This is a genomic window from Micromonospora sp. NPDC049662 (genome assembly GCF_040675055.1).
GTDB lineage: Bacteria > Actinomycetota > Actinomycetes > Mycobacteriales > Micromonosporaceae > Micromonospora.
This window is the reverse complement of sequence record NZ_JBFAOC010000043.1, coordinates 35,804-53,357: the sequence shown is the minus strand read 5'-3', so window position 1 is coordinate 53,357 and position 17,554 is coordinate 35,804. Positions and strand designations below refer to the sequence as shown.

The 17,554-nt window shown below is 72.3% G+C and carries 15 protein-coding genes and 1 riboswitch; of the genes, 7 read left to right on the top strand and 8 right to left on the bottom strand.

Features of this window, described 5'->3' with window-relative positions:
• Positions 1–82: 82 nt before the first annotated feature.
• Positions 83–1,420, bottom strand: coding sequence for a C39 family peptidase (locus AB0J36_RS25740; protein ID WP_357123434.1), 1,338 nt, complete (start codon positions 1,418–1,420; stop codon positions 83–85).
• 212 nt (positions 1,421–1,632) lie between these two features.
• On the opposite strand from AB0J36_RS25740, the gene AB0J36_RS25735 reads away from it, so the two are divergent.
• The 4 genes from AB0J36_RS25735 to AB0J36_RS25720 all read left to right on the top strand — a co-directional run bounded on the left by AB0J36_RS25735 (position 1,633) and on the right by AB0J36_RS25720 (position 6,693).
• The gene (locus AB0J36_RS25735) at positions 1,633–3,510 is read left to right on the top strand and encodes a M14 family zinc carboxypeptidase (protein ID WP_357123437.1); all 1,878 of its coding nucleotides are present in this window, start codon (positions 1,633–1,635) and stop codon (positions 3,508–3,510) included.
• 165 nt (positions 3,511–3,675) lie between these two features.
• Positions 3,676–3,739, top strand: a riboswitch (cobalamin riboswitch).
• Positions 3,740–3,849: 110 nt separating this feature from the next.
• Positions 3,850–4,779, top strand: a complete 930-nt coding sequence (locus tag AB0J36_RS25730; RefSeq protein WP_357175840.1) for an ABC transporter substrate-binding protein — start codon at positions 3,850–3,852, stop codon at positions 4,777–4,779.
• Between the two features lie 31 nt (positions 4,780–4,810).
• Positions 4,811–5,908, top strand: coding sequence for an iron ABC transporter permease (locus tag AB0J36_RS25725; protein WP_357123443.1), 1,098 nt, complete (start codon positions 4,811–4,813; stop codon positions 5,906–5,908).
• Positions 5,905–6,693, top strand: coding sequence for an ABC transporter ATP-binding protein (locus AB0J36_RS25720; protein ID WP_357123446.1), 789 nt, complete (start codon positions 5,905–5,907; stop codon positions 6,691–6,693). The genes AB0J36_RS25725 and AB0J36_RS25720 overlap by 4 nt, the downstream gene beginning before the upstream one ends.
• 22 nt (positions 6,694–6,715) lie before the next feature.
• On the opposite strand, the gene AB0J36_RS25715 is transcribed toward AB0J36_RS25720, so the two are convergent.
• The 7 genes from AB0J36_RS25715 to AB0J36_RS25685 form a co-directional block, all read right to left on the bottom strand.
• Positions 6,716–7,480 (bottom strand): VOC family protein, encoded by a 765-nt coding sequence (locus AB0J36_RS25715; RefSeq protein WP_357175845.1) that lies wholly within the window; start codon positions 7,478–7,480, stop codon positions 6,716–6,718.
• 94 nt (positions 7,481–7,574) lie between these two features.
• On the bottom strand, positions 7,575–8,312 hold the full coding sequence (locus AB0J36_RS25710) for an ABC transporter permease (RefSeq protein WP_357123452.1): 738 nt from the start codon (positions 8,310–8,312) through the stop codon (positions 7,575–7,577).
• An 11-nt stretch (positions 8,313–8,323) separates the two neighbouring features.
• Complete coding sequence (locus AB0J36_RS25705; protein ID WP_357392602.1) at positions 8,324–9,247, bottom strand: ABC transporter ATP-binding protein; 924 nt, start codon at positions 9,245–9,247, stop codon at positions 8,324–8,326.
• Positions 9,244–9,570, bottom strand: a complete 327-nt coding sequence (locus AB0J36_RS25700) for a transcriptional regulator (RefSeq protein WP_357392603.1) — start codon at positions 9,568–9,570, stop codon at positions 9,244–9,246. The genes AB0J36_RS25705 and AB0J36_RS25700 overlap by 4 nt, the downstream gene beginning before the upstream one ends.
• Positions 9,567–10,208, bottom strand: a complete 642-nt coding sequence (locus AB0J36_RS25695) for a transporter (RefSeq protein WP_357392604.1) — start codon at positions 10,206–10,208, stop codon at positions 9,567–9,569. Before AB0J36_RS25695 ends, AB0J36_RS25700 begins: the two co-directional genes overlap by 4 nt.
• A gap of 234 nt (positions 10,209–10,442) precedes the next feature.
• Positions 10,443–12,764 carry an AAA family ATPase gene (locus tag AB0J36_RS25690; protein ID WP_363661200.1) on the bottom strand — a complete coding sequence of 774 codons (2,322 nt, stop codon included), beginning with the start codon at positions 12,762–12,764 and terminating at the stop codon, positions 10,443–10,445.
• A gap of 361 nt (positions 12,765–13,125) precedes the next feature.
• Complete coding sequence (locus AB0J36_RS25685; protein WP_357123467.1) at positions 13,126–14,376, bottom strand: DUF222 domain-containing protein; 1,251 nt, start codon at positions 14,374–14,376, stop codon at positions 13,126–13,128.
• Between the two features lie 237 nt (positions 14,377–14,613).
• Between AB0J36_RS25685 and AB0J36_RS25680 the strand changes: the two genes are divergently transcribed.
• The 3 genes from AB0J36_RS25680 to AB0J36_RS25670 all read left to right on the top strand — a co-directional run bounded on the left by AB0J36_RS25680 (position 14,614) and on the right by AB0J36_RS25670 (position 17,536).
• Positions 14,614–15,195, top strand: a complete 582-nt coding sequence (locus tag AB0J36_RS25680) for a winged helix-turn-helix domain-containing protein (RefSeq protein ID WP_363661199.1) — start codon at positions 14,614–14,616, stop codon at positions 15,193–15,195.
• Between the two features lie 42 nt (positions 15,196–15,237).
• Positions 15,238–16,548 carry an MFS transporter gene (locus tag AB0J36_RS25675; protein ID WP_357175867.1) on the top strand — a complete coding sequence of 437 codons (1,311 nt, stop codon included), beginning with the start codon at positions 15,238–15,240 and terminating at the stop codon, positions 16,546–16,548.
• A 136-nt stretch (positions 16,549–16,684) separates the two neighbouring features.
• Positions 16,685–17,536 carry a menaquinone biosynthesis protein gene (locus AB0J36_RS25670; RefSeq protein WP_357392607.1) on the top strand — a complete coding sequence of 284 codons (852 nt, stop codon included), beginning with the start codon at positions 16,685–16,687 and terminating at the stop codon, positions 17,534–17,536.
• Positions 17,537–17,554: the final 18 nt, after the last annotated feature.

The window sequence follows — 17,554 nt, the reverse complement described above, 5'->3', positions numbered from 1 at the left end:
TTCCACCACAACATACTTACCACCGCGTTGGGGGGGGGGGGGGGGGGGGGGGGGGGGGGGGGGGGGGGGGGGGGGGGGGGGGTTACCAGTTGGTGGAGGCGGGGGCCTTGGGCCAGGGCTTGGACTCGGGCTTGATGAGGTAGGCGACGCCGCCGGAGCCGCCGGAGACTCCGCCGCTGGCGTTGGTGCGCTTGGTACGCAGCCAGATCTGCTCGAACTGGGTGCGCTTGTAGACGTTGCGGACGACGTCGTTGCTGGACGAGGCCGGGTCGTTGACGATCACGTCACCGTCGGCGGTGAAGCCGACCACCACGAAGAGGTGCCCCGAGGTGCCGTAGTTCGCCCCGTCCAGCTCACTGGCGAGGAAGGACTGGCTGGTCACCACGGGGATGCCGGCGGCGATGAAACGCTCCAGCTCGTCCAGGGAGTGCAGCCGGGTGACCCGCCCCTCAAGGCCGGGGAAGCTGGCCGCGTACGCGGTGTTGAACGGCCAGTTGCCCGCGCCGTCGTACGCGTAGTCGAAGGTCATCCGGGCGGCGTGGTTGACGGTCGGGTCCGGGTAGGTCGGGTCCACCCAGGACGTGTCGGCCGTCGAGGGCTTGCGACCCCAGTACTCGACGACCATCTCCGTGGAGGTGGGTGAGCACCACGCCTCGCCGCCGCCGTCGTACTCGGGGTAGTGCCCCTTGTGGACGTTCTGCGAGTAGCGGGGCACCGGCAGCTCGACGCCCCAGGCGATGTGCCCGGCGCTCGGCGGGACGGTGAACCGGTCCGGCACGGCGGAGCTCATCGCGCCGAGCATCCGTACCACCGGGGCGGCGGTCTGCCCGGGGGTCCGGTAGAGGGTCAGCCGCAGCTGGTACGACCGCAGCAGCACCCCGGCGTCGGCGTCGTCGATGCTGAACGTGTCGGTCCAGACCGTCGACCAGGGATCGCCCTGCCCGTCGAGGCTGGTCCGCTTGATGTCGGTGTCGCCGGAGGCCCAGCGGCCCAGGACGTACCAGGGGGTCTGGTCGCCGTTGGTGTAACCGCCCTGCATCTCCACCTGGATCCAGGTGCCGGTGGGGGTCTCGGCGTTCCAGGAGGCGATCAGTTCGGTGGCGTCGAAGCCGATCCGGGTCACGGGCGAGGTCCAGGTGCCGTACTCCCAGGTGCGGGTGACGCCGGTGTGCGGGTCGGCGTACTCGGTGGTGCCGGTGGGGCGGGCCAGGGTGACGCCGGAGCGCGGGCCGGGCACGACGCGGGTGCCGGCCTGGCTGCCACGGTGCCAGTCGGCGGGCCCGGACCAGTCCTGGAAGGTGATCTGTTCGTCGTGGGCGGGTGCGGGTGGCCGGGCCGCCGCGGCGGGGGCCGCGGTGGCGAGCAGGGTGAGCGCGCTGACGCCGGCGAGGGCGGCCGCGTGCAGGCGGGAGGGGGCCATGGGTGCTCCGCGGTGTCGAGTGGGGGCATCGTCGCTGGTCAGTTTTCCGCTTGGAAGGAAGTTTCGCCAGATGTTCAGCGGCAGAAAATCATTGCCGCAGCGATGGTCAACCTGGGATGGATTTCGCGGCGATCGATATTGATATGACCATGTGACTGATGGTGAAGTGTGCATCACCGAGCGGGATCTTCCGCCCTTTGAGGAGGTAGTCCATGGCCCTCCGCCCACCTCACTCTCTCCGCCGCGTCCTGGTGCTCGCCGTCGTCACCGGACTGGGAATCGTCACCGTCGCCGCCGGACCGGTCGCCGCCAAGCCGACGCCGGACCGCACCGCCGAGTCGGCCGCCGCCGGTTACCGGGTCCTCGGGCCCCGGACCCTCGCCGACCGCAACGCGGTGGCCCGCACCGGGGCCGCCATCGACTACTCCGAGCACGGCGTCCTGCACGTCTCGGCCACCGCCGCCGAGGCCGCCGCGATCGGCAAGCTCGGCTTCCGGCTGGAACCGCTCGCCCCGCCACCGAGCGCCGAACGCGGCGCGGGCGAGGTGGGCACGCTGGCGTTCCCGCCCGCCGACTCCAACTACCACGACTACGCGGAACTGACCGCCGTCGTGAACCAGGCCGTCGCCGACCACCCGGCCATCGCCCGCAAGATCAGCATTGGTACGTCGTACGAGGGCCGCGACCTGATGGCCGTGAAGATCTCCGACAACGTCGGCACCGACGAGAACGAGCCGGAGATCCTGTTCAACGCCCAGCAGCACGCCCGTGAGCACCTGACCGTCGAGATGGCGATCTACCTGCTCAACCTCTTCACCGACAGCTACGGCAGCGACTCCCGGATCACCAACATCGTCAACAGCCGGGAGATCTGGATCGTGCCGACCGTCAACCCGGACGGCAGCGAGTACGACATCGCCACCGGGTCGTACCGGTCCTGGCGCAAGAACCGTCAGCCGAACAGCGGCTCGTCAAACGTCGGCACCGACCTGAACCGCAACTGGTCCTACCAGTGGGGCTGCTGCGGCGGGTCGTCCGGCACCACCTCGTCGGAGACGTACCGCGGCCCGTCGGCGTTCTCCGCGCCGGAGACGCAGGCGCTGCGCAACTTCGTGAACAGCCGCGTCGTCGGTGGCGTCCAGCAGATCAAGGCCAACATCGACTTCCACACGTACTCGCAACTGGTGCTCTGGCCGTACGGCTACACCACGGCGAACACCGCCACCGGGATGAGCGCGGACCAGTACAACACCTTCGCCACCATCGGTCAGCAGATGGCGGCCACCAACAGCTACACGCCGGAGCAGTCCAGCGACCTGTACATCGCCGACGGCACCAGCATCGACTGGATGTGGGCCACCCACGGCATCTGGGCGTACACCTTCGAGATGTACCCGGGCTCCTCCGGCGGTGGCGGCTTCTACCCGCCCGACGAGGTGATCCCCGCACAGACCACCCGTAACCGCGAGGCCGTACTCATGCTCAGCGAGTACGCCGACTGCCCGTACCGGGCCATCGGCAAGCAGTCGCAGTACTGCGGTGGCGGTGGGGGCACCACGGTCTGGTCGGACACCTTCGAGACCGCCACCGGCTGGACGATCAACCCGTCCGGCACCGACACCGCGACCCTCGGAGCGTTCGAGGTGGGCGCCGCCCAGGCGACCACCTCCTCCGGCGCGAAGCAGCTCACCCCGTACGCCGGCTCGAACGACCTGGTCACCGGCCGGCTCGCCGGTTCGGCGGCCGGTGACTACGACGTCGACGGCGGTGTGACGAGCGCCCGGTCGCCGGCGGTGACCCTGCCGTCGTCCGGCACGCTGACCCTCTCGCTGGCCTGGTACCTGGCGCACGGCTCGAACGCCTCGTCGGCCGACTACCTGCGGGTGAGCGTCGTGCACAGCGGCGGCACCACCGCCCTGCTCACCCAGACCGGCGCGGCCAGCAACCGGAACGGGAGCTGGGCGGTGGCGAGCCTCAACCTGAGCCCGTACGCCGGGCAGTCCGTCCGCATCCTCGTCGAGGCGGCGGACGCGTCCGGCGCGAGCCTGGTGGAGGCGGCTGTGGACAACGTCACCATCACGGCCTCCTGAGCGGGTGGGGCCCCGTACCGCCCCTGCGGGGCCCCACCACCCGCTTCCGAGCCTCCCGATCCTGGACAAAGGCCCCACGCCTGATCGTCGTACGTCGATCGGTCGTTGATCGATCCGGCACGTCCCGGCGGTGCGCTACCGTCTTAGCGACCAATCCGCAGCGAAGCCGGTGTGAAACCGGCGCTGTCCCGCAACTGTGATGCCCCGCCGACGGCGGGGACGAGCCAGGTCGCCTGCGGAGGGGTCGCGACACGCGCTCTCGAGGAAGGGCGCCTCGTGGGCGGGCGTACCGAAGTCCTGTCGGCGAAGCACCACACTCCTCGACCGACAGGAGGCCCCATGTTCAGACGTACCCCTCGGCTCTTCGCCGCGACCCTCGCGGTCGCCGCGCTCGCCCTCGGCGCGTGCGCGGAGAAGACCGACGACAAGCCGGCCGCCGGCACCGCGGCCGCCAGCTACCCGGTGACGGTCGGCTCGCTCACGCTCGACAAGCGTCCCGAGAAGATCGTGTCGCTCTCGCCCAGCGCCACCGAGATGCTCTTCGCGATCGGCGCCGGCCCGCAGGTGAGCGCCGTCGACGACCAGTCCAACTACCCGGCTGAGGCGCCCAAGAGCGACCTGTCCGGCTTCCAGCCGAACGCCGAGGCGATCGCCGGCAAGAACCCCGATCTGGTGGTGCTCTCCAACGACACCAACAAGATCGTCGACCAGCTCAGCAAGCTGAAGATCCCGGTGTACCTGACCCCGGCGGCGACCACGCTTGACGACTCGTACCAGCAGATCACCGACCTGGGCACCCTGACCGGGCACGCCGACCAGGCCGCCGACGTCGCCAAGCGGATGAAGGACGACATCGCCAAGCTGGTCAAGGACCTGCCCCAGCGCACCGAGAAGCTCACCTACTACCACGAGCTGGGCCCGGAGCTGTACAGCGCGACCAGCAAGACCTTCATCGGCTCGATCTACAGCCTCGTCGGCCTGACCAACATCGCCGACCCGGCCGACGCCGACGGCAAGAACGGCGGCTACCCGCAGCTGTCGCAGGAGGTCATCGTCAAGGCCGACCCGGACTTCGTCTTCCTGGCCGACTCGAAGTGCTGCCAGCAGAACGCCGACTCGGTGAAGGCCCGCAGCGGCTGGGCCGGGCTCACCGCCGTCAAGAACAACCAGGTCGTCACGTTGGACGACGACATCGCCTCCCGCTGGGGCCCGCGCGTCGTCGACCTGCTCCGGACGATCATCGACGCGGTCGCCAAGGTGCCCGCGTGACCGTGGTCGGTCCGTGACCGGAACGTCGCAGATGACCTCTGGAGCACCCGCCACCCGGCCGGCCGGTACGCCTCGCGCGTCCCGGCCCGCCGGGCTGCGTGCGCGCTGGCTGGTCATCGGTGTCCTCGCGGTGCTCGTCGCGCTCGTCGCCGGGGTGTCGCTCGGACCGGTCAGCCTGCCACCGGGCAGCGTCGCCATCGAGCTGCTCAACCTGATCCCCGGGGTGCACCTCGACAGTGGACTGAACGAGCGGGAAATCGCCATCGTCACCGAACTGCGGCTGCCCCGGGTCGTGCTGGGTCTGCTCGTCGGCGGTCTGCTCGCCCTCGCCGGTGGCTGCTACCAGGGCGTCTTCCGCAACCCGCTGGCCGACCCGTACCTGCTCGGAGTGGCCGCCGGCGCGGGCCTCGCGGTCACCGCGGTGATCGCCCTCGGCGGCGTCGGTCGGCAGGGCGCGATCTCCGGGCTGCCGTTGACCATCCCGCTGGCCGCGTTCGTCGGTTCGCTGCTCGCCGTCACGATGACCTACCTGCTCGGCGCGGCCGGCGGGCGGAGCCGGTCCCCGGCCATGCTGATCCTGGCCGGGGTGGCGGTCTCGGCGTTCCTTTCCGCCGGGCAGACGTATCTGCTCCAGCGCCACGCCGACAGCATCCAACCGGTCTACTCCTGGCTGCTCGGCCGGCTGGCGACCGCCGGCTGGCACGATGTGCTGCTCGTGCTGCCGTACGCGGCCGTGACTACGGTCGTGGTGCTGCTGCACCGTCGTGAGCTGGACGTCCTCGCGCTCGGCGACGACGAGGCGACGAGCCTCGGCCTGCACCCGCAGCGCTCCCGGTACCTGCTGATCGCCGCCGCGTCCCTGGGCACCGCCGCGGCGGTCTCGGCGACCGGCCTGATCGGCTTCGTCGGCATCATCGTGCCGCACACCGTCCGGCTGCTCGCCGGGTCGAGCTACCGGGTGATCCTGCCACTGTCGCTGCTGTTCGGCGCCGCGTTCCTGGCCCTGACCGACGTGGTCGCCCGTACCGCCGCCGCCCCGGCCGAAATACCGATCGGCGTGGTCACCGCCCTGCTCGGCGGCCCGTTCTTCGTCCTCGTGCTGCGGACCGCCCGCCGGGTTCTCACGTGACTCCGGGTGCGCCGGCCGTCGAGGTCCGCGAGCTGCACGTCAGCCTGGACGGCACGCCGATCCTCACCGGCGTCGACCTCACCGTCGCCGTCGGCGAGTGGGTCACCGTGATCGGCCCGAACGGCGCCGGCAAGTCGACCCTGTTGCGCGCCGTCGGCGGCCTGCTGCCCGCGCCGGACGCCATCTCCCTCTTCGGTACGCCGAGCGGCGCGCTGCACCGCCGTGAACGCGCCCGGGTGGTGGCGACGGTGACGCAGTCCCCGGCGGTGCCGCCCGGCATGTCGGTCCTGGACTACGTGCTGCTCGGGCGTACCCCGTACATCCCGCCGCTCGGTCGGGAGTCGGCCGCCGACGTGACCGCCGTCCACGACGTGCTGGACCGCCTGGACCTCGGCGGCTTCCACCGCCGCGAGCTGGCCACCCTGTCCGGGGGAGAGCGACAGCGGGTCTTCCTGGCCCGCGCGCTCGCCCAGGGCGCGACGCTGCTGCTGCTCGACGAGCCGACCAGCGCGTTGGACATCGGCCATCAGCAGGAGGTCCTGGAACTGGTCGACCAGTTGCGCCGGGCACACGGCCTGACGGTGCTCGCCACCATGCACGACCTCTCCCTCGCGGGCGAGTACGCCGACCGGATGGTCATGCTCGCCGAGGGGCGGGTGGTGGCGACCGGCACGCCGCACGAGGTGCTGACCGAACACCTCCTCGCGACTCACTACCGGGCGAGCGTCCGGGTGCTCCCCGGCACCAACGGCCCCCTGGTGGTCCCCGTCCGCCCCGGTTCGTGACCCGGGCGGCAGGGCTCCCGGGTCAGGGGCCCAGGTCGATGACCGAGAAGAGGGCGCCCTGGGGGTCGCGCAGGGCGGCGAACCGGCCGGTCGGGATGTCCCGCGGTGGCACCAGGATGGTCCCGCCCAGTTCGGCGGCGCGCGCGGCGGCGGCGTCCGCGTCGGTCACCGCGAAGTACACCGTCCAGTACGCGGGCAGGTCGGCCGGGTAGCCGTCGCCCAGCGGCGGCATCATCCCGGCGACGATCCGCGCCCCGAGCCGCCACCCCGTGTACGTCATGCCGCCGACCGGTTGTTCGTCCGGCTGCCAGCCGAACACCAGCTCGTAGAAGACCTTCGCGCCCTCCGGGTCGGGCGTGACCAGTTCGTTCCAGCTCATCGCGCCGGGCACGTTGAACACCTCGGCCCCGGGCATCGCCAGCGGCTGCCAGACGCTGAACGTCGCGCCCGCCGGGTCGGAGAACACGGCCATCCAGCCCCGGTCGAAGACCTCGAACGGCGGTACGACGACCTGCCCGCCGGCCCGTTCGACCCGTCCGGCGGCCAGTTCCGCGTCGTCGGTGGCGATGTACGTCGACCAGATCGGCACCTGGTCCTCGATGGCGGGCGGTCCGACACCGGCCACCGGCCTGCCGTCGAGCAGGAAGACGGTGTAGCCACCCGCCTCGGGCTCCGGGGTCACCCGTCCGGTCCAGCCGAACAGTTCGGGGTAGAAGCGCCGTGCGTCGGTCAGGTCCGGGGTGGCCAGGTCGGCCCAGCACGGCGTGCCCGGCGGGACGGTGCTCACGTCAAGACCCCTCTCGGCGGGCGGCCACGGGCGGGCCCCCTGCGGGAATCCTGGCACCGTCCCGCTGGGGCACGGGGCGGAAACGGACGAATCGTCAGCTGAACCGGCGACCCTCGTCCCGTCGGTACGCCCACGCGGCGAGCGAGGCGAGGAGCACGATCCAGACGGCGAGCATGATCATCGCGAGTGGCTGGACGGGATAGTCGCCGACCGCCCACCACATCAGTTCGGCCGCGCCCCGGGTGGGCAGGAACGGCGCGATCGTCTCGATGAAGCCGGGCGCGTCGCCCGGCGCGGAGAGCAGTCCACCGCCGAACGCGAGCGGCAGGAAGACGACCTGGGCCACCACGATCGCCGCCTTGCTGGGCAGCGAGTAGCCGATGGCGAGGCCCATCAGCGTGAACGGCACCGAGATGACGGCCACGATGACGGCGGTAAGCAGGAACGCCGTCGCGGTGACCCGGGCCGGGGTGAGCGTCGCGCCGATCACCACGACCGGGATCAGCGACAGGTACGTCAACGCGAGGCCGGCCAGCACCCGGCCCGCGAACCGGGGCGCCGGTCCGGCCGGCAGGGTCCGGGTGTACGGACTCCACGGCTGGTCGCGGTCCTCGGCGACGCCGACGCCGTACTGGAAGATGTTGGCGCTCATCACCGAGAAGGTGATCATCGACGCGGTGGCGAAGGTGGCGCCGACCGGATCGTCGCCGGTGAACGGCACCACGAAGAAGATCATCGCGGCGGCGGGGAAGAAGGCGCTGCCGAAGACGGCCACCGGAATCCGGATGATCTCCAGAAGCTGGTAGCGGGCGTGGACCAGGGCGAGCTGCACGGTGCGCCTCCTCAGACGGCGGTGGGTTGGCCGCTGGCGGCGGCAGCGGGTGGGGCCTGCGACGGCGTGTCGGTCCCGCCGGTGAGGGCGAGGAACGCCTCCTCCAACGACGTGGGCCGGACCTCCAGGTCGGTGAAGGCGGCCTGGGAGCGGACCAGCGCCCGGACCAACTCGTCGGAGTCGGTGGTGAGCAGGTGCAGGCGTCCGTCGACCCGTTCGGCGCGGACGACGCCGGGCAGGTCGGGCACCTCGTCGGTGACCAGGCTGACCCGGCGTACGCCGACGATGCCGCGTACGGCGTCCACGGTGTCGTCGGCGAGCACCCGGCCCTGCCCGATCACCACCACACGGCGGGCGAGCGCCTCCACCTCCTCCAGGTAGTGGCTGCTCAACAGCACCGTCCCGCCGTCGTCGTGGAAGGCCCGGATCGCGTCCCACAGGGTGTGCCGGGCGGTGACGTCCAGGCCGGTGGTCGGCTCGTCGAGCAGGACGAGTCGGGGCCGGCCGACGAAGGCCAGCGCCACGGCCAGCCGGCGACGCTGGCCGCCGGACAGTCCGCCGGTCTGCCGCCGGGCGAGGTCGCCCAGGCCGAAACGGTCGAGCAGTTCGCCTCGGGGCACCGGGTCGGGGTAGTGGGCGGAGACGAAGTCGACGACCTCACCGACCCGCAGCGTGCCCGGGAGACCGGTCTCCTGCGGGGTGACGCCGATCTGCCGCCGCGCCTCCGGGTCGCGCGGGTCGCGGCCGTTCAACTCGACCCGCCCGGAGGTGGGTCGGCGCAGACCGACCAGCAGGTTCATCAGGGTGCTCTTGCCGGCGCCGTTCGGGCCGAGCAGGCCGACCAGTTCGCCGGCCCGGACCTCCAGGTCGACGCGGTCGAGGGCGAGGACGTCGCCGTACCGGCGGCTGACCTGGTCGGCGCGGGCGAGGGTCATGACTGCTCCTTCGACGCTGTGGAGTCCGCAGGGGAGGGGTCGAGCAGGCTCCGGATCGCTTCGGTGTACTCCTCGAACGCCAGCCGACCGCGCCGGCTGAGCCGGATCAGAGTGGCCGGCGTACGTCCACGGTGGGTCTTGCTGATCTCGACGTAGCCGGCGTCCTCCAGCTTGCGGAGGTGGACGGAGAGGTTGCCGGCGGTCATCGCGAGCAGTTCCTGGAGCCGGGGAAACGTGATTCGGTCGCCGTCGCCGAGCGTGGAGAGCGCGGCGACCACCCGCAGCCGTGCCTGGGCGTGGATGACCGGATCGAGGTCGGTCACGAGCGCCCTTGCTGGCGCAGTCGGGCGATTGCGCCGGCGACCAGGATGCCGACGCCGCCGGCCACCGAGATGACCAGCGCGTGCCAACCCGGCCCGGCGATCGCGCCGACCACGTTGATGACGCTGACCCAGACGCCGAGACGGAACAGGTCCCGGTCCAGCCAGATCGCGCCGCCGGCCATGTGCAGCGCGCCGGTGAGGCCCACCGCAGCGGCCGACCAGAGCAGGCCCGCCAGGTCGTGCGGCAGGTGCTCGGACACCCGGCCCACCGCCGCGTAGACGCTCACCGTGCCCAGCGCCCAGGCGCACCCGTACCAGCGACCCCGCACCGCCGAGTCGCCGGTCACCTGCCCGTACGCCCGCGCGCCCGCCACCGCCTGGATCGCCCCGGCGACGATCAGCAGGGCGAAGAGCACGGTCAGGGGCAGCCAGTCGGGCAGCGCGACCAGCACCCGACCACCCGGGGAGAAGCGCAGGAAGAACAGCCCGAAACCGATCAGCCAGGCCACGCCCCACGGCCAGTAGAGCAGCCGGGCGTCGGGCTGTAGGCGGCGCACGGTGGCGGCGCGCTGGTCGTCGATCAGCCGGAGAGCGGTGGCGGCGTCGGAGGGTGGAAGGTCGTCGTCGTCGGGCCCCATGCAAACTACTTTACGATGCAAAGTTGAACCTGTGTGCCCCGCGCGACTGCCCGGTTGCCGACAGAGACGCCGCGCACTTGCCCGCCGACCGTGCCTCAGGACGTGCCCGACGCCCGGGTACGTGCGACAGGCGTCGGCCGTGCCCCAGGACGCGGTCGACGTCCGGGCATCCGCGGCAGGAGTCGGCCGTGCCCCAGGACGCGGTCGACGTTCAGGGGATCTGCGGGCGGCGACCTACAGCGGCACCGGTGCCAGCGGCGCGGCCTGCGGCGCGGTCAGCAACGGCGCGGGCAGCGGTTCGGTGTGCAGCACCGACAACCGGGACACCGCGCGGGTGAGCACCACGTACAGCCGGTGCAGCCCGCGCGGCTCGGCCGCGACGATCGCGGCCGGCTCGACCACCACCACGTGGTCGTACTCCAGGCCCTTGACCAGCGTCGCGGGCACCACCGTGACCCGCTGGGCGGCCGTGACGTCGTCGGCGCTCGCGGTGGTGACGCCGTCGGCGGCCAGCGCCGCGCGCAGCCCGTCGACCGCGTCGTCCGCGGCGATCACGCCCACCGACCCGTCGTGCGCGAGCGCCGCGCGCACCTCGGCCACCGTCGCGGCGGTCAGGTCGGCCACGGTACGCACCTCCAGGCCGCCGTCGTGACGCAGCGACTCTGCCGGGGGTACGTCCACCGCGAGCGCCGGCAGCAGCAGGTTGGCGAAGGCCACCACCGCGGCGGGCACCCGGAAGCCGACCGTCAGCGGGACCACCACGGCGTCCGGCTTGCCCAGGTGTGTCAGGGACTCCCGCCAGTCGGTCGCCGCCCACGGCGCGGTGCCCTGCGCGAGGTCACCGAGGAGCGTGATCGAACCGTGTTCACTCCGGCGGGCGATGGCCCGACACTGCATGGGGGACAGGTCCTGCGCCTCGTCCACCACCACGTGCCCGAACCCGGAAGGTCGCTCCAACAGCCCGGCCGCCTCGTCGACGAGCACGGCGTCCGCGGCGGTCCAGCGGGTGGCCTTCGGGGTACGCGCCGGCTTCGCCCACACCAGCAACTCCTGCTCGGCGTCGTTGAGCAGCCCGTCCGCGGCGGCGGCGAGGCGGGCCGGGTCGGCGAGCAGGCCGTGCACCAGCCCTTCCGGGGTAAGTGCCGGCCAGACCGCGTCCAGGAAGTCCACCACCGGCCGACACCGGCCCATCCGGCGCAGCCACGCGTCGCCGGGCGACTCGGCCCGCCGCGACTCGGCCTGCCGCTGCAGCAGACTCACCACCCGCGCCCGGACCCGCTCCCGACCGGTGCCGTACGGCAGCCCTTCCCGTCGGGTCTCCTCGACGATCCGGTGCAGCGGCTCCAGCCCGATCCGCCACCGGAACGAGCCGTCGGAGACGGTGATCGAGTCGGTAGGCGTACCGATCTGGGCCTGCACCGCCCTGCGCAGCACGGTCGCCATCCGCGCGTCGTGCTTCAGCGCGGCGGCGGCCGGCGTCTCCACCGCCCGCACCGGAACCCGCGAGATCAGCTCCTCCACGGTGGCCTGCTCGACCTCGACCTCGCCGAGGGCCGGCAGCACCGCCGCGATGTACGACAGGAACGCCCGGTTCGGCCCCACGATCAGCACCCCCGCCCGACGCAACCGCTCCCGGTGCAGGTAGAGCAGGTACGCGGCCCGGTGCAGGCCGACGGCCGTCTTCCCGGTACCCGGTGCCCCCTGCACACAGATCGAGTCGGCCAGGTCGGCCCGGACCAGCTCGTCCTGCTCCGGCTGGATGGTGGCGACGATGTCGCGCATCGGCCCCACGCGTGGTCGCTCGATTTCGGCCGTGAGGATCCGGCTGGCCGTGCCCAGCTCCTCGCCGCGGTCCAGCCGCTCGTCCTCGAAACTGGTCAACACCCCGTTGCTGAACCCGAACCGCCGCCGCACCGCGACACCCTGCGGGTCACGAGCGCTGGCCCGGTAGAACGAGCGGGAGATCGGCGCCCGCCAGTCCAGCACCAGCGGCTCGCCAAGCTCATCGGTGACATGCCGCCGCCCCACGTGGTACCGCCGACCAGCATGCTCGCCGCCGCCGCCGCCGCCGCCGCCGCTGCCGCTGGCGCTGCCGCCGCTGCCGCTGCCGCTGGCGCTGCCGCCGCTGCCGCTGGCGCTGGCGCTGCCGCTGGCGCTGGCGCTGCCGCTGCCGCTGGCGCTGCCGCCGCCTAGGCTGCCGGCACTCCTGCTTGTGCTGCTGCCGCTGCCGCTGGCCGGGATGCTGGTGGTCGGGCTGTTGCTGGTTGCCGGCGTCAGGCGGGTTGCGGTGTCCTCGTCTGGTGCATGTCCGCCGAATTCGAGGCGGCCGAAGAACAGCGGCGTGGTGGGGTCGTCGGCCAGTTCGGCGACCCGGCGGGCGAGTGTGCGGCCGAGGGTCTCCGCCGCGTAGGCGTCGCCGGCGACCTGGTCACCGGTCGAGAAGAGGGCTTCGGCCCGCTCCCGCATCCGGCGCAGGGCCGCGCGGGAGTTGGCCAGGTGAGTGCGTTCGGACGCGAGATCCGTGTCGAGATCCATGTCGAGGTCAGGTGCGGGCATGCTGACGTCCCATCGTTCACATCTGCTGCTCGCTCGCGTTTCCGGGGACGGATGGCCGACCTCCCGGCGCGACGACGTCCGTTCCGGTGCAGCTCACCTCGGCCGTCAAGCGGGCTGCAACCCTACGCCTTCCCGGCCGCCCCTTCCACCGAATTACCGAGCCAACCACCCGGACGAGTCGGCGCGTCGTGGACTTGAGTGATAGCTACGCCCGAGCCCGCGCGACAGCGGGCCGCCTGTCGGGGCCGAGCTGCGAGCGGGAGCGTCGCCTTGTCGTGGCGTTCCCCCAAGACGTGCTCACGAAGGACGAGCACGTCTTGCTGTGGGTGCCGTGACGTGTGGCGGGATGAACCACTTGTGCTCAGCAGCGCCGGTGGTAGAGGTTGCGGCGTGGGGAGCGCAGCGGGTCCAGCCAGGCGGGTGGGAGGAATTCGGGCTGGCCGTCCGATGCGACGCGGACGACCCAGTCGCCCCGGTGCAGGATTCGGTGATGATGCCCGCAGAGCAGGACCGCGTTGCCCAGTGTCGTGGCGCCGCCGTCGGCCCAGTGGCGCACATGGTGGCCGTCGCACCAACGGGATGGCCGGTCGCAGCCGGGAAAGGCACAGCCGCCGTCGCGGAGCACCAGCGCGCGCCGCAGCGGACCGGTGAAGAGCCGGCGCTGACGCCCGACGTCCAGAATCTGGCTGTTGCCGTTCATGACCGCCGGCAGCACGGCGGCATCGCAGGCCAGGCGGCGGACCGCGCCCGGCGTGAGACGCGCTCCGGTGTCCAGGGTGCCCGCGCCGAGCTCGTTGACCAGCGCGTCGAGCGACATGGTGACAACCAGTTGCGGCCGGTCTCCACCGTTGTCGGGCAGGTGGCCGGTGCGCAGTGCCAGCCGGCAGATCTCGCCGAGTGCGTCGGCCCTGCGTTGGCCCGGACTGCGGTCGTCGTGCTCGCCGGCCGGGGTGCAGAGCGGATCGACGGCCTCCCGCAGCAGGCTCGCGGTCTCGGTGTCGAGGTTGCCGGTGAGGCGTACCTGCCCGTCCTTCGGCTCGGAGAGGGTGACGTGCCGGCGAGCCTCGGCCCGCTCGGCGGCCCGCTCGAGGGCCGCCAGCTCGGCCTCGTCGGCCAGGTCGGGCGCGACGTGCGCGAGGACGCGTTCGCCGAGGCGACTCAGGGTGGTCGGATCGAAGCGGTCGGCCCAGGCGATCAGTAACTCGGTGGCCTTCTCTGCCACCTCCGGGCCGGCCTCGACGGGGAGATCCGCGATCGTCTCCGCCACCACCTTGCCCTGCTCCACAGTGAGGCGGCCGTCCAGGAGAGCGGCACGGACCGTCGGCGGCGACGCGTCGATGGTGGCGGCGAGCTGGACCAACTGGCGGGCCGACCGCCCGGACAGCCGCAGCCGCTCCCGTAACCAGACGGCGGTGGACGATGCGCCCTGGGCGACCGCGAGACCACGGCCGTCGAGCTCGCGCACGAGAGCGAGCTGGATGGTTGCCAGGCGCTGCGCCAAGGCGTGCGACGCGTCCAGCGCCGCGAGCAGTTCGTCGTCGGGAAGGGCCCACGGCGCGGTGTCGGCGCAGGCGTCGACACCGCCACCCGCCTGCGCCAACGCCCCCAACATGGACTGACCCTAGAACAGGTGTACGACATTTTTCCTCCCGAAGGGCCGCCCTGTGGTCAACCTTTTCGGCGGCGCCGCACCTCCGCCACGCGGGCCTGCGTCGCGTGACCACGACGCCCCTGTGCCAGGGGGCGGGGGTGCCAACCCTTCAGCGCTTCCACGGTTCGACGGCGCGTGCCGCGGGGGCGGCGCGCGGGGTTGATGGCGGGTCGGGCGGGTGGCCGGGATCATGGGGGCATGACCGAGGCCAGTCCCGAGTCGCGTCGGAAGACGATCAGCGATCCGCAGGTGATGCGGGCGTTGGCGCATCCGGCCCGGATCGCGATCATCGAGTACCTGAGCAGCCGCGAGGGCGGCGGCACCGCCACCGAATGCGCCGAAATCGCTGGGTTGTCGCCGAGCGCCACCAGCTACCACCTGCGGGCGCTGGCGAAGTTCGGCCTGGTTGAGCAGGCGCCCAGCCGGGGGGACGCGCGGGAGCGGGTGTGGCGTACGCCGGGCGTCAGTTGGATGGTCGACGCGGGCCGCGAGGCCGGTCCCGAGGGGCGTGCGGCTGAGCAGGCGCTCGTGGAGGCGCACGCCGCCCGTGCCATGGAACGGACTCGGGACTGGTTGCGGCGGGCGGGGGATGAGCCCGCCGAGTGGTACGACGTGGCGCTGTTCCACGACACCCTGCTGCTGCTCACCGCGGACGAGTTGGCCGCCCTGAATGAGGCGGTCCTGGCGCTGCTGAGGCCGTATCACCCTCGACGTCGTACCGACGCGCCGACGGGTGCACGTTCCGTCACGGTCCAGTATCGGGCGGTGCCGCTGGCATAGAAGGGGTTGTGTCGGTCACTTGTGAAGGATTATTTTCGAAGTATGTCCTTCACAAGTGACACGTCGCGTTGGACGGACGTCTGGATCGCCGCCGCAGCTCGCGGCACCACGATCTGCGGGGACTTCCTCGCGGCCACCGCGCTCGCGCTGGCCCTGCAGGGGGCCGGTGCCGGAGGGCTCGCCGTCTCGGGACTGCTGCTCGCGGCCACCCTTCCCCTGGTGGTGCTGGCCCCGCTCGCCGGACGGCTTGCCGATCGGGTGGACAGCCGTACCGTGCTGGTGACGACCGGGCTGGCGCAGACCGTGATCTGCCTGCTGCTCGCCGTCGCCGACGACCCAGTCCTCGTCGTGGCCCTCGTGGCGCTGCTCGCCTGCGGTCTCGCGGTCACCCAGCCCTGCTTGGCGGCGCTGCTCCCGGCGATGGTCCGCCCGGCCGACCTGCCGCGTGCGAGCGCGATCAGCCAGACCGCCGTCTCCCTCGGCGCGCTCGGCGGTCCGGTGCTTGCCGGCCTGCTGGTGGGGCAGTTCGGCACCCGCGTACCACTGCTGATCGACGCCGCGACCTACCTCGCGCTCGTGGTCGCGGGCCTCGCGCTGCGAACTCGGCGCGGTGGTTGGCGATCCGCGAGCCACCATCCCGACGGCGCCGAGCAGTCCAGCCGCGCCGAGCAGTCCAGCCGCGCCGAGCAGAACGCCGGTAGCCCCGAAACGCCGGCCGGTACGGCGCAGGGCTGGCGGCTCCGCCGGGACCCGCTGATGGTCGTCATGGTGGTCAGTACCGCCGTGGTGATCGCGGCGATCGGTGGCATCAACGTGATCGAAGTGTTCTTCATCCGGGAGACCCTGCGTGGGTCGGCCACCACGTACGGCCTCATCGGGGCCGCCTGGATGGCCGGAATGTTGCCGGGCGGCTGGCTGGCGGCGCGGCTCGTACGCCGGATCGAGGACGACAGTGCGTTGGTCCGCGGCGTGCTGATCACGCTGGCCGGGTGCAGTCTGATGGTGCTGCTCGCCGCGAGGGTGCCCGCTGCGGCCCTGCTGGTGCCACTTTGGCTGGTGGGCGGCGCGGCCAACGGCGCGGGGAACGTCTTCGCCAACCTCCTCACCGCTCGGCGGGTGCCCGAGCGGATGCGCGCGCGGGCGTACGCCACCTACGGCGCGGCCGTGCAGGGTGGCTCAATGGGTGGGTACCTGATCGGTGGCGCCCTGCTCACCCGAATCCCACCTCGGCCACTGATCGCGGTGGTGGGGGCGACCGGGCTCCTGGTGGTGCTGCTCTTCGTGCCGGTCGTCGTGCGGGCGGCACGCCGGCCCGACGGAGACGTGGCTGGACGAGACCCGGGGGGCGGGTGAACGCGCATCCCACCGAACGTGGGCGGCCGGCTGTGACGTCGTCGGAGGGCCCGCGATCGGGTGGGTCCGGTGCGGGGTTGGCCACTCCGGGCCGGCCCGCCGGGCTGGATCCCGAGGCCAGGGATACGGTCGGGTCATGGTTGAGCGCGTCGCACGCCCGCGGGTCGGGCACATCCAGTTCCTGAACTGCCTGCCGATCTACTGGGGCCTGATGCGCTCGGGCAGCCTGCTCGACGTCGACCTGCACAAGGACTCCCCGGACCGGCTGAGCGCGGCGCTGGTGGCGGGCGACCTCGACATCGGTCCGATCACGCTGATGGAGTACCTGAAGCACACCGACGAGTTGCTCCTCCTGCCGGACCTGGCGGTCGGCAGCGATGGGCCGGTGCTCTCGGTCAACATGGTCTCCACCCGACCGCTCGCCGATCTGGACGGCGCCCGCGTGGCGCTCGGCTCGACGTCGCGGACCGGGGTGATGCTGGCGCAGTTGCTGCTCACCGAGCGGTACGGGGTGCGGCCCGAGTACTTCCGCTGCCCTCCGGACCTGACCCAGATGCTGCTGGAGGCCGACGCCGGGGTCCTGATCGGGGACGTGGCGCTGCGGGCGTACTACGAGGCGCCGCTGCGGGGCCTCACCGTGACCGACCTGGGGCAGGCCTGGCGGGACTGGAGCGGGCTGCCGATGGTCTTCGCCGTCTGGGCGGTCCGCCGCGACTTCGCGGCCGCGCACCCGGGCCTGGTCAAGGAGGTGCACGAGGCGTTCCTGCGCTCGCGTGACCTCTGCCTCGCCGAGCTGGACCAGGTCGCCGAGGCGGCGGCGCGGTGGGAGGCGTTCGACGCCGCGACGCTGGCCACGTACTTCCGGGCCCTGGACTTCTCGCTCGGCGAGCGGCAGGTCTCCGGGCTGCGCGAGTTCGCCCGGCGGGTCGCCGCGCTCGGCGAGGTCCCCCCGCTGCCGGACGGCGGTCCCGAGTTCTTCGCCGGCTGACCAGCCGCCGGGCCGTGG

Coding starts and splice junctions, on each gene's coding strand:
- AB0J36_RS25740 (WP_357123434.1), bottom strand. CDS start 1,420: ATGGCCCCCTCCCGCCTGCACGCGGCCGCCCTCGCCGGCGTCAGCGCG.
- AB0J36_RS25680 (WP_363661199.1), top strand. CDS start 14,614: ATGACCGAGGCCAGTCCCGAGTCGCGTCGGAAGACGATCAGCGATCCG.
- AB0J36_RS25685 (WP_357123467.1), bottom strand. CDS start 14,376: ATGTTGGGGGCGTTGGCGCAGGCGGGTGGCGGTGTCGACGCCTGCGCC.
- AB0J36_RS25730 (WP_357175840.1), top strand. CDS start 3,850: ATGTTCAGACGTACCCCTCGGCTCTTCGCCGCGACCCTCGCGGTCGCC.
- AB0J36_RS25735 (WP_357123437.1), top strand. CDS start 1,633: ATGGCCCTCCGCCCACCTCACTCTCTCCGCCGCGTCCTGGTGCTCGCC.
- AB0J36_RS25690 (WP_363661200.1), bottom strand. CDS start 12,764: ATGCCCGCACCTGACCTCGACATGGATCTCGACACGGATCTCGCGTCC.
- AB0J36_RS25725 (WP_357123443.1), top strand. CDS start 4,811: ATGACCTCTGGAGCACCCGCCACCCGGCCGGCCGGTACGCCTCGCGCG.
- AB0J36_RS25670 (WP_357392607.1), top strand. CDS start 16,685: ATGGTTGAGCGCGTCGCACGCCCGCGGGTCGGGCACATCCAGTTCCTG.
- AB0J36_RS25675 (WP_357175867.1), top strand. CDS start 15,238: ATGTCCTTCACAAGTGACACGTCGCGTTGGACGGACGTCTGGATCGCC.
- AB0J36_RS25695 (WP_357392604.1), bottom strand. CDS start 10,208: ATGGGGCCCGACGACGACGACCTTCCACCCTCCGACGCCGCCACCGCT.
- AB0J36_RS25705 (WP_357392602.1), bottom strand. CDS start 9,247: ATGACCCTCGCCCGCGCCGACCAGGTCAGCCGCCGGTACGGCGACGTC.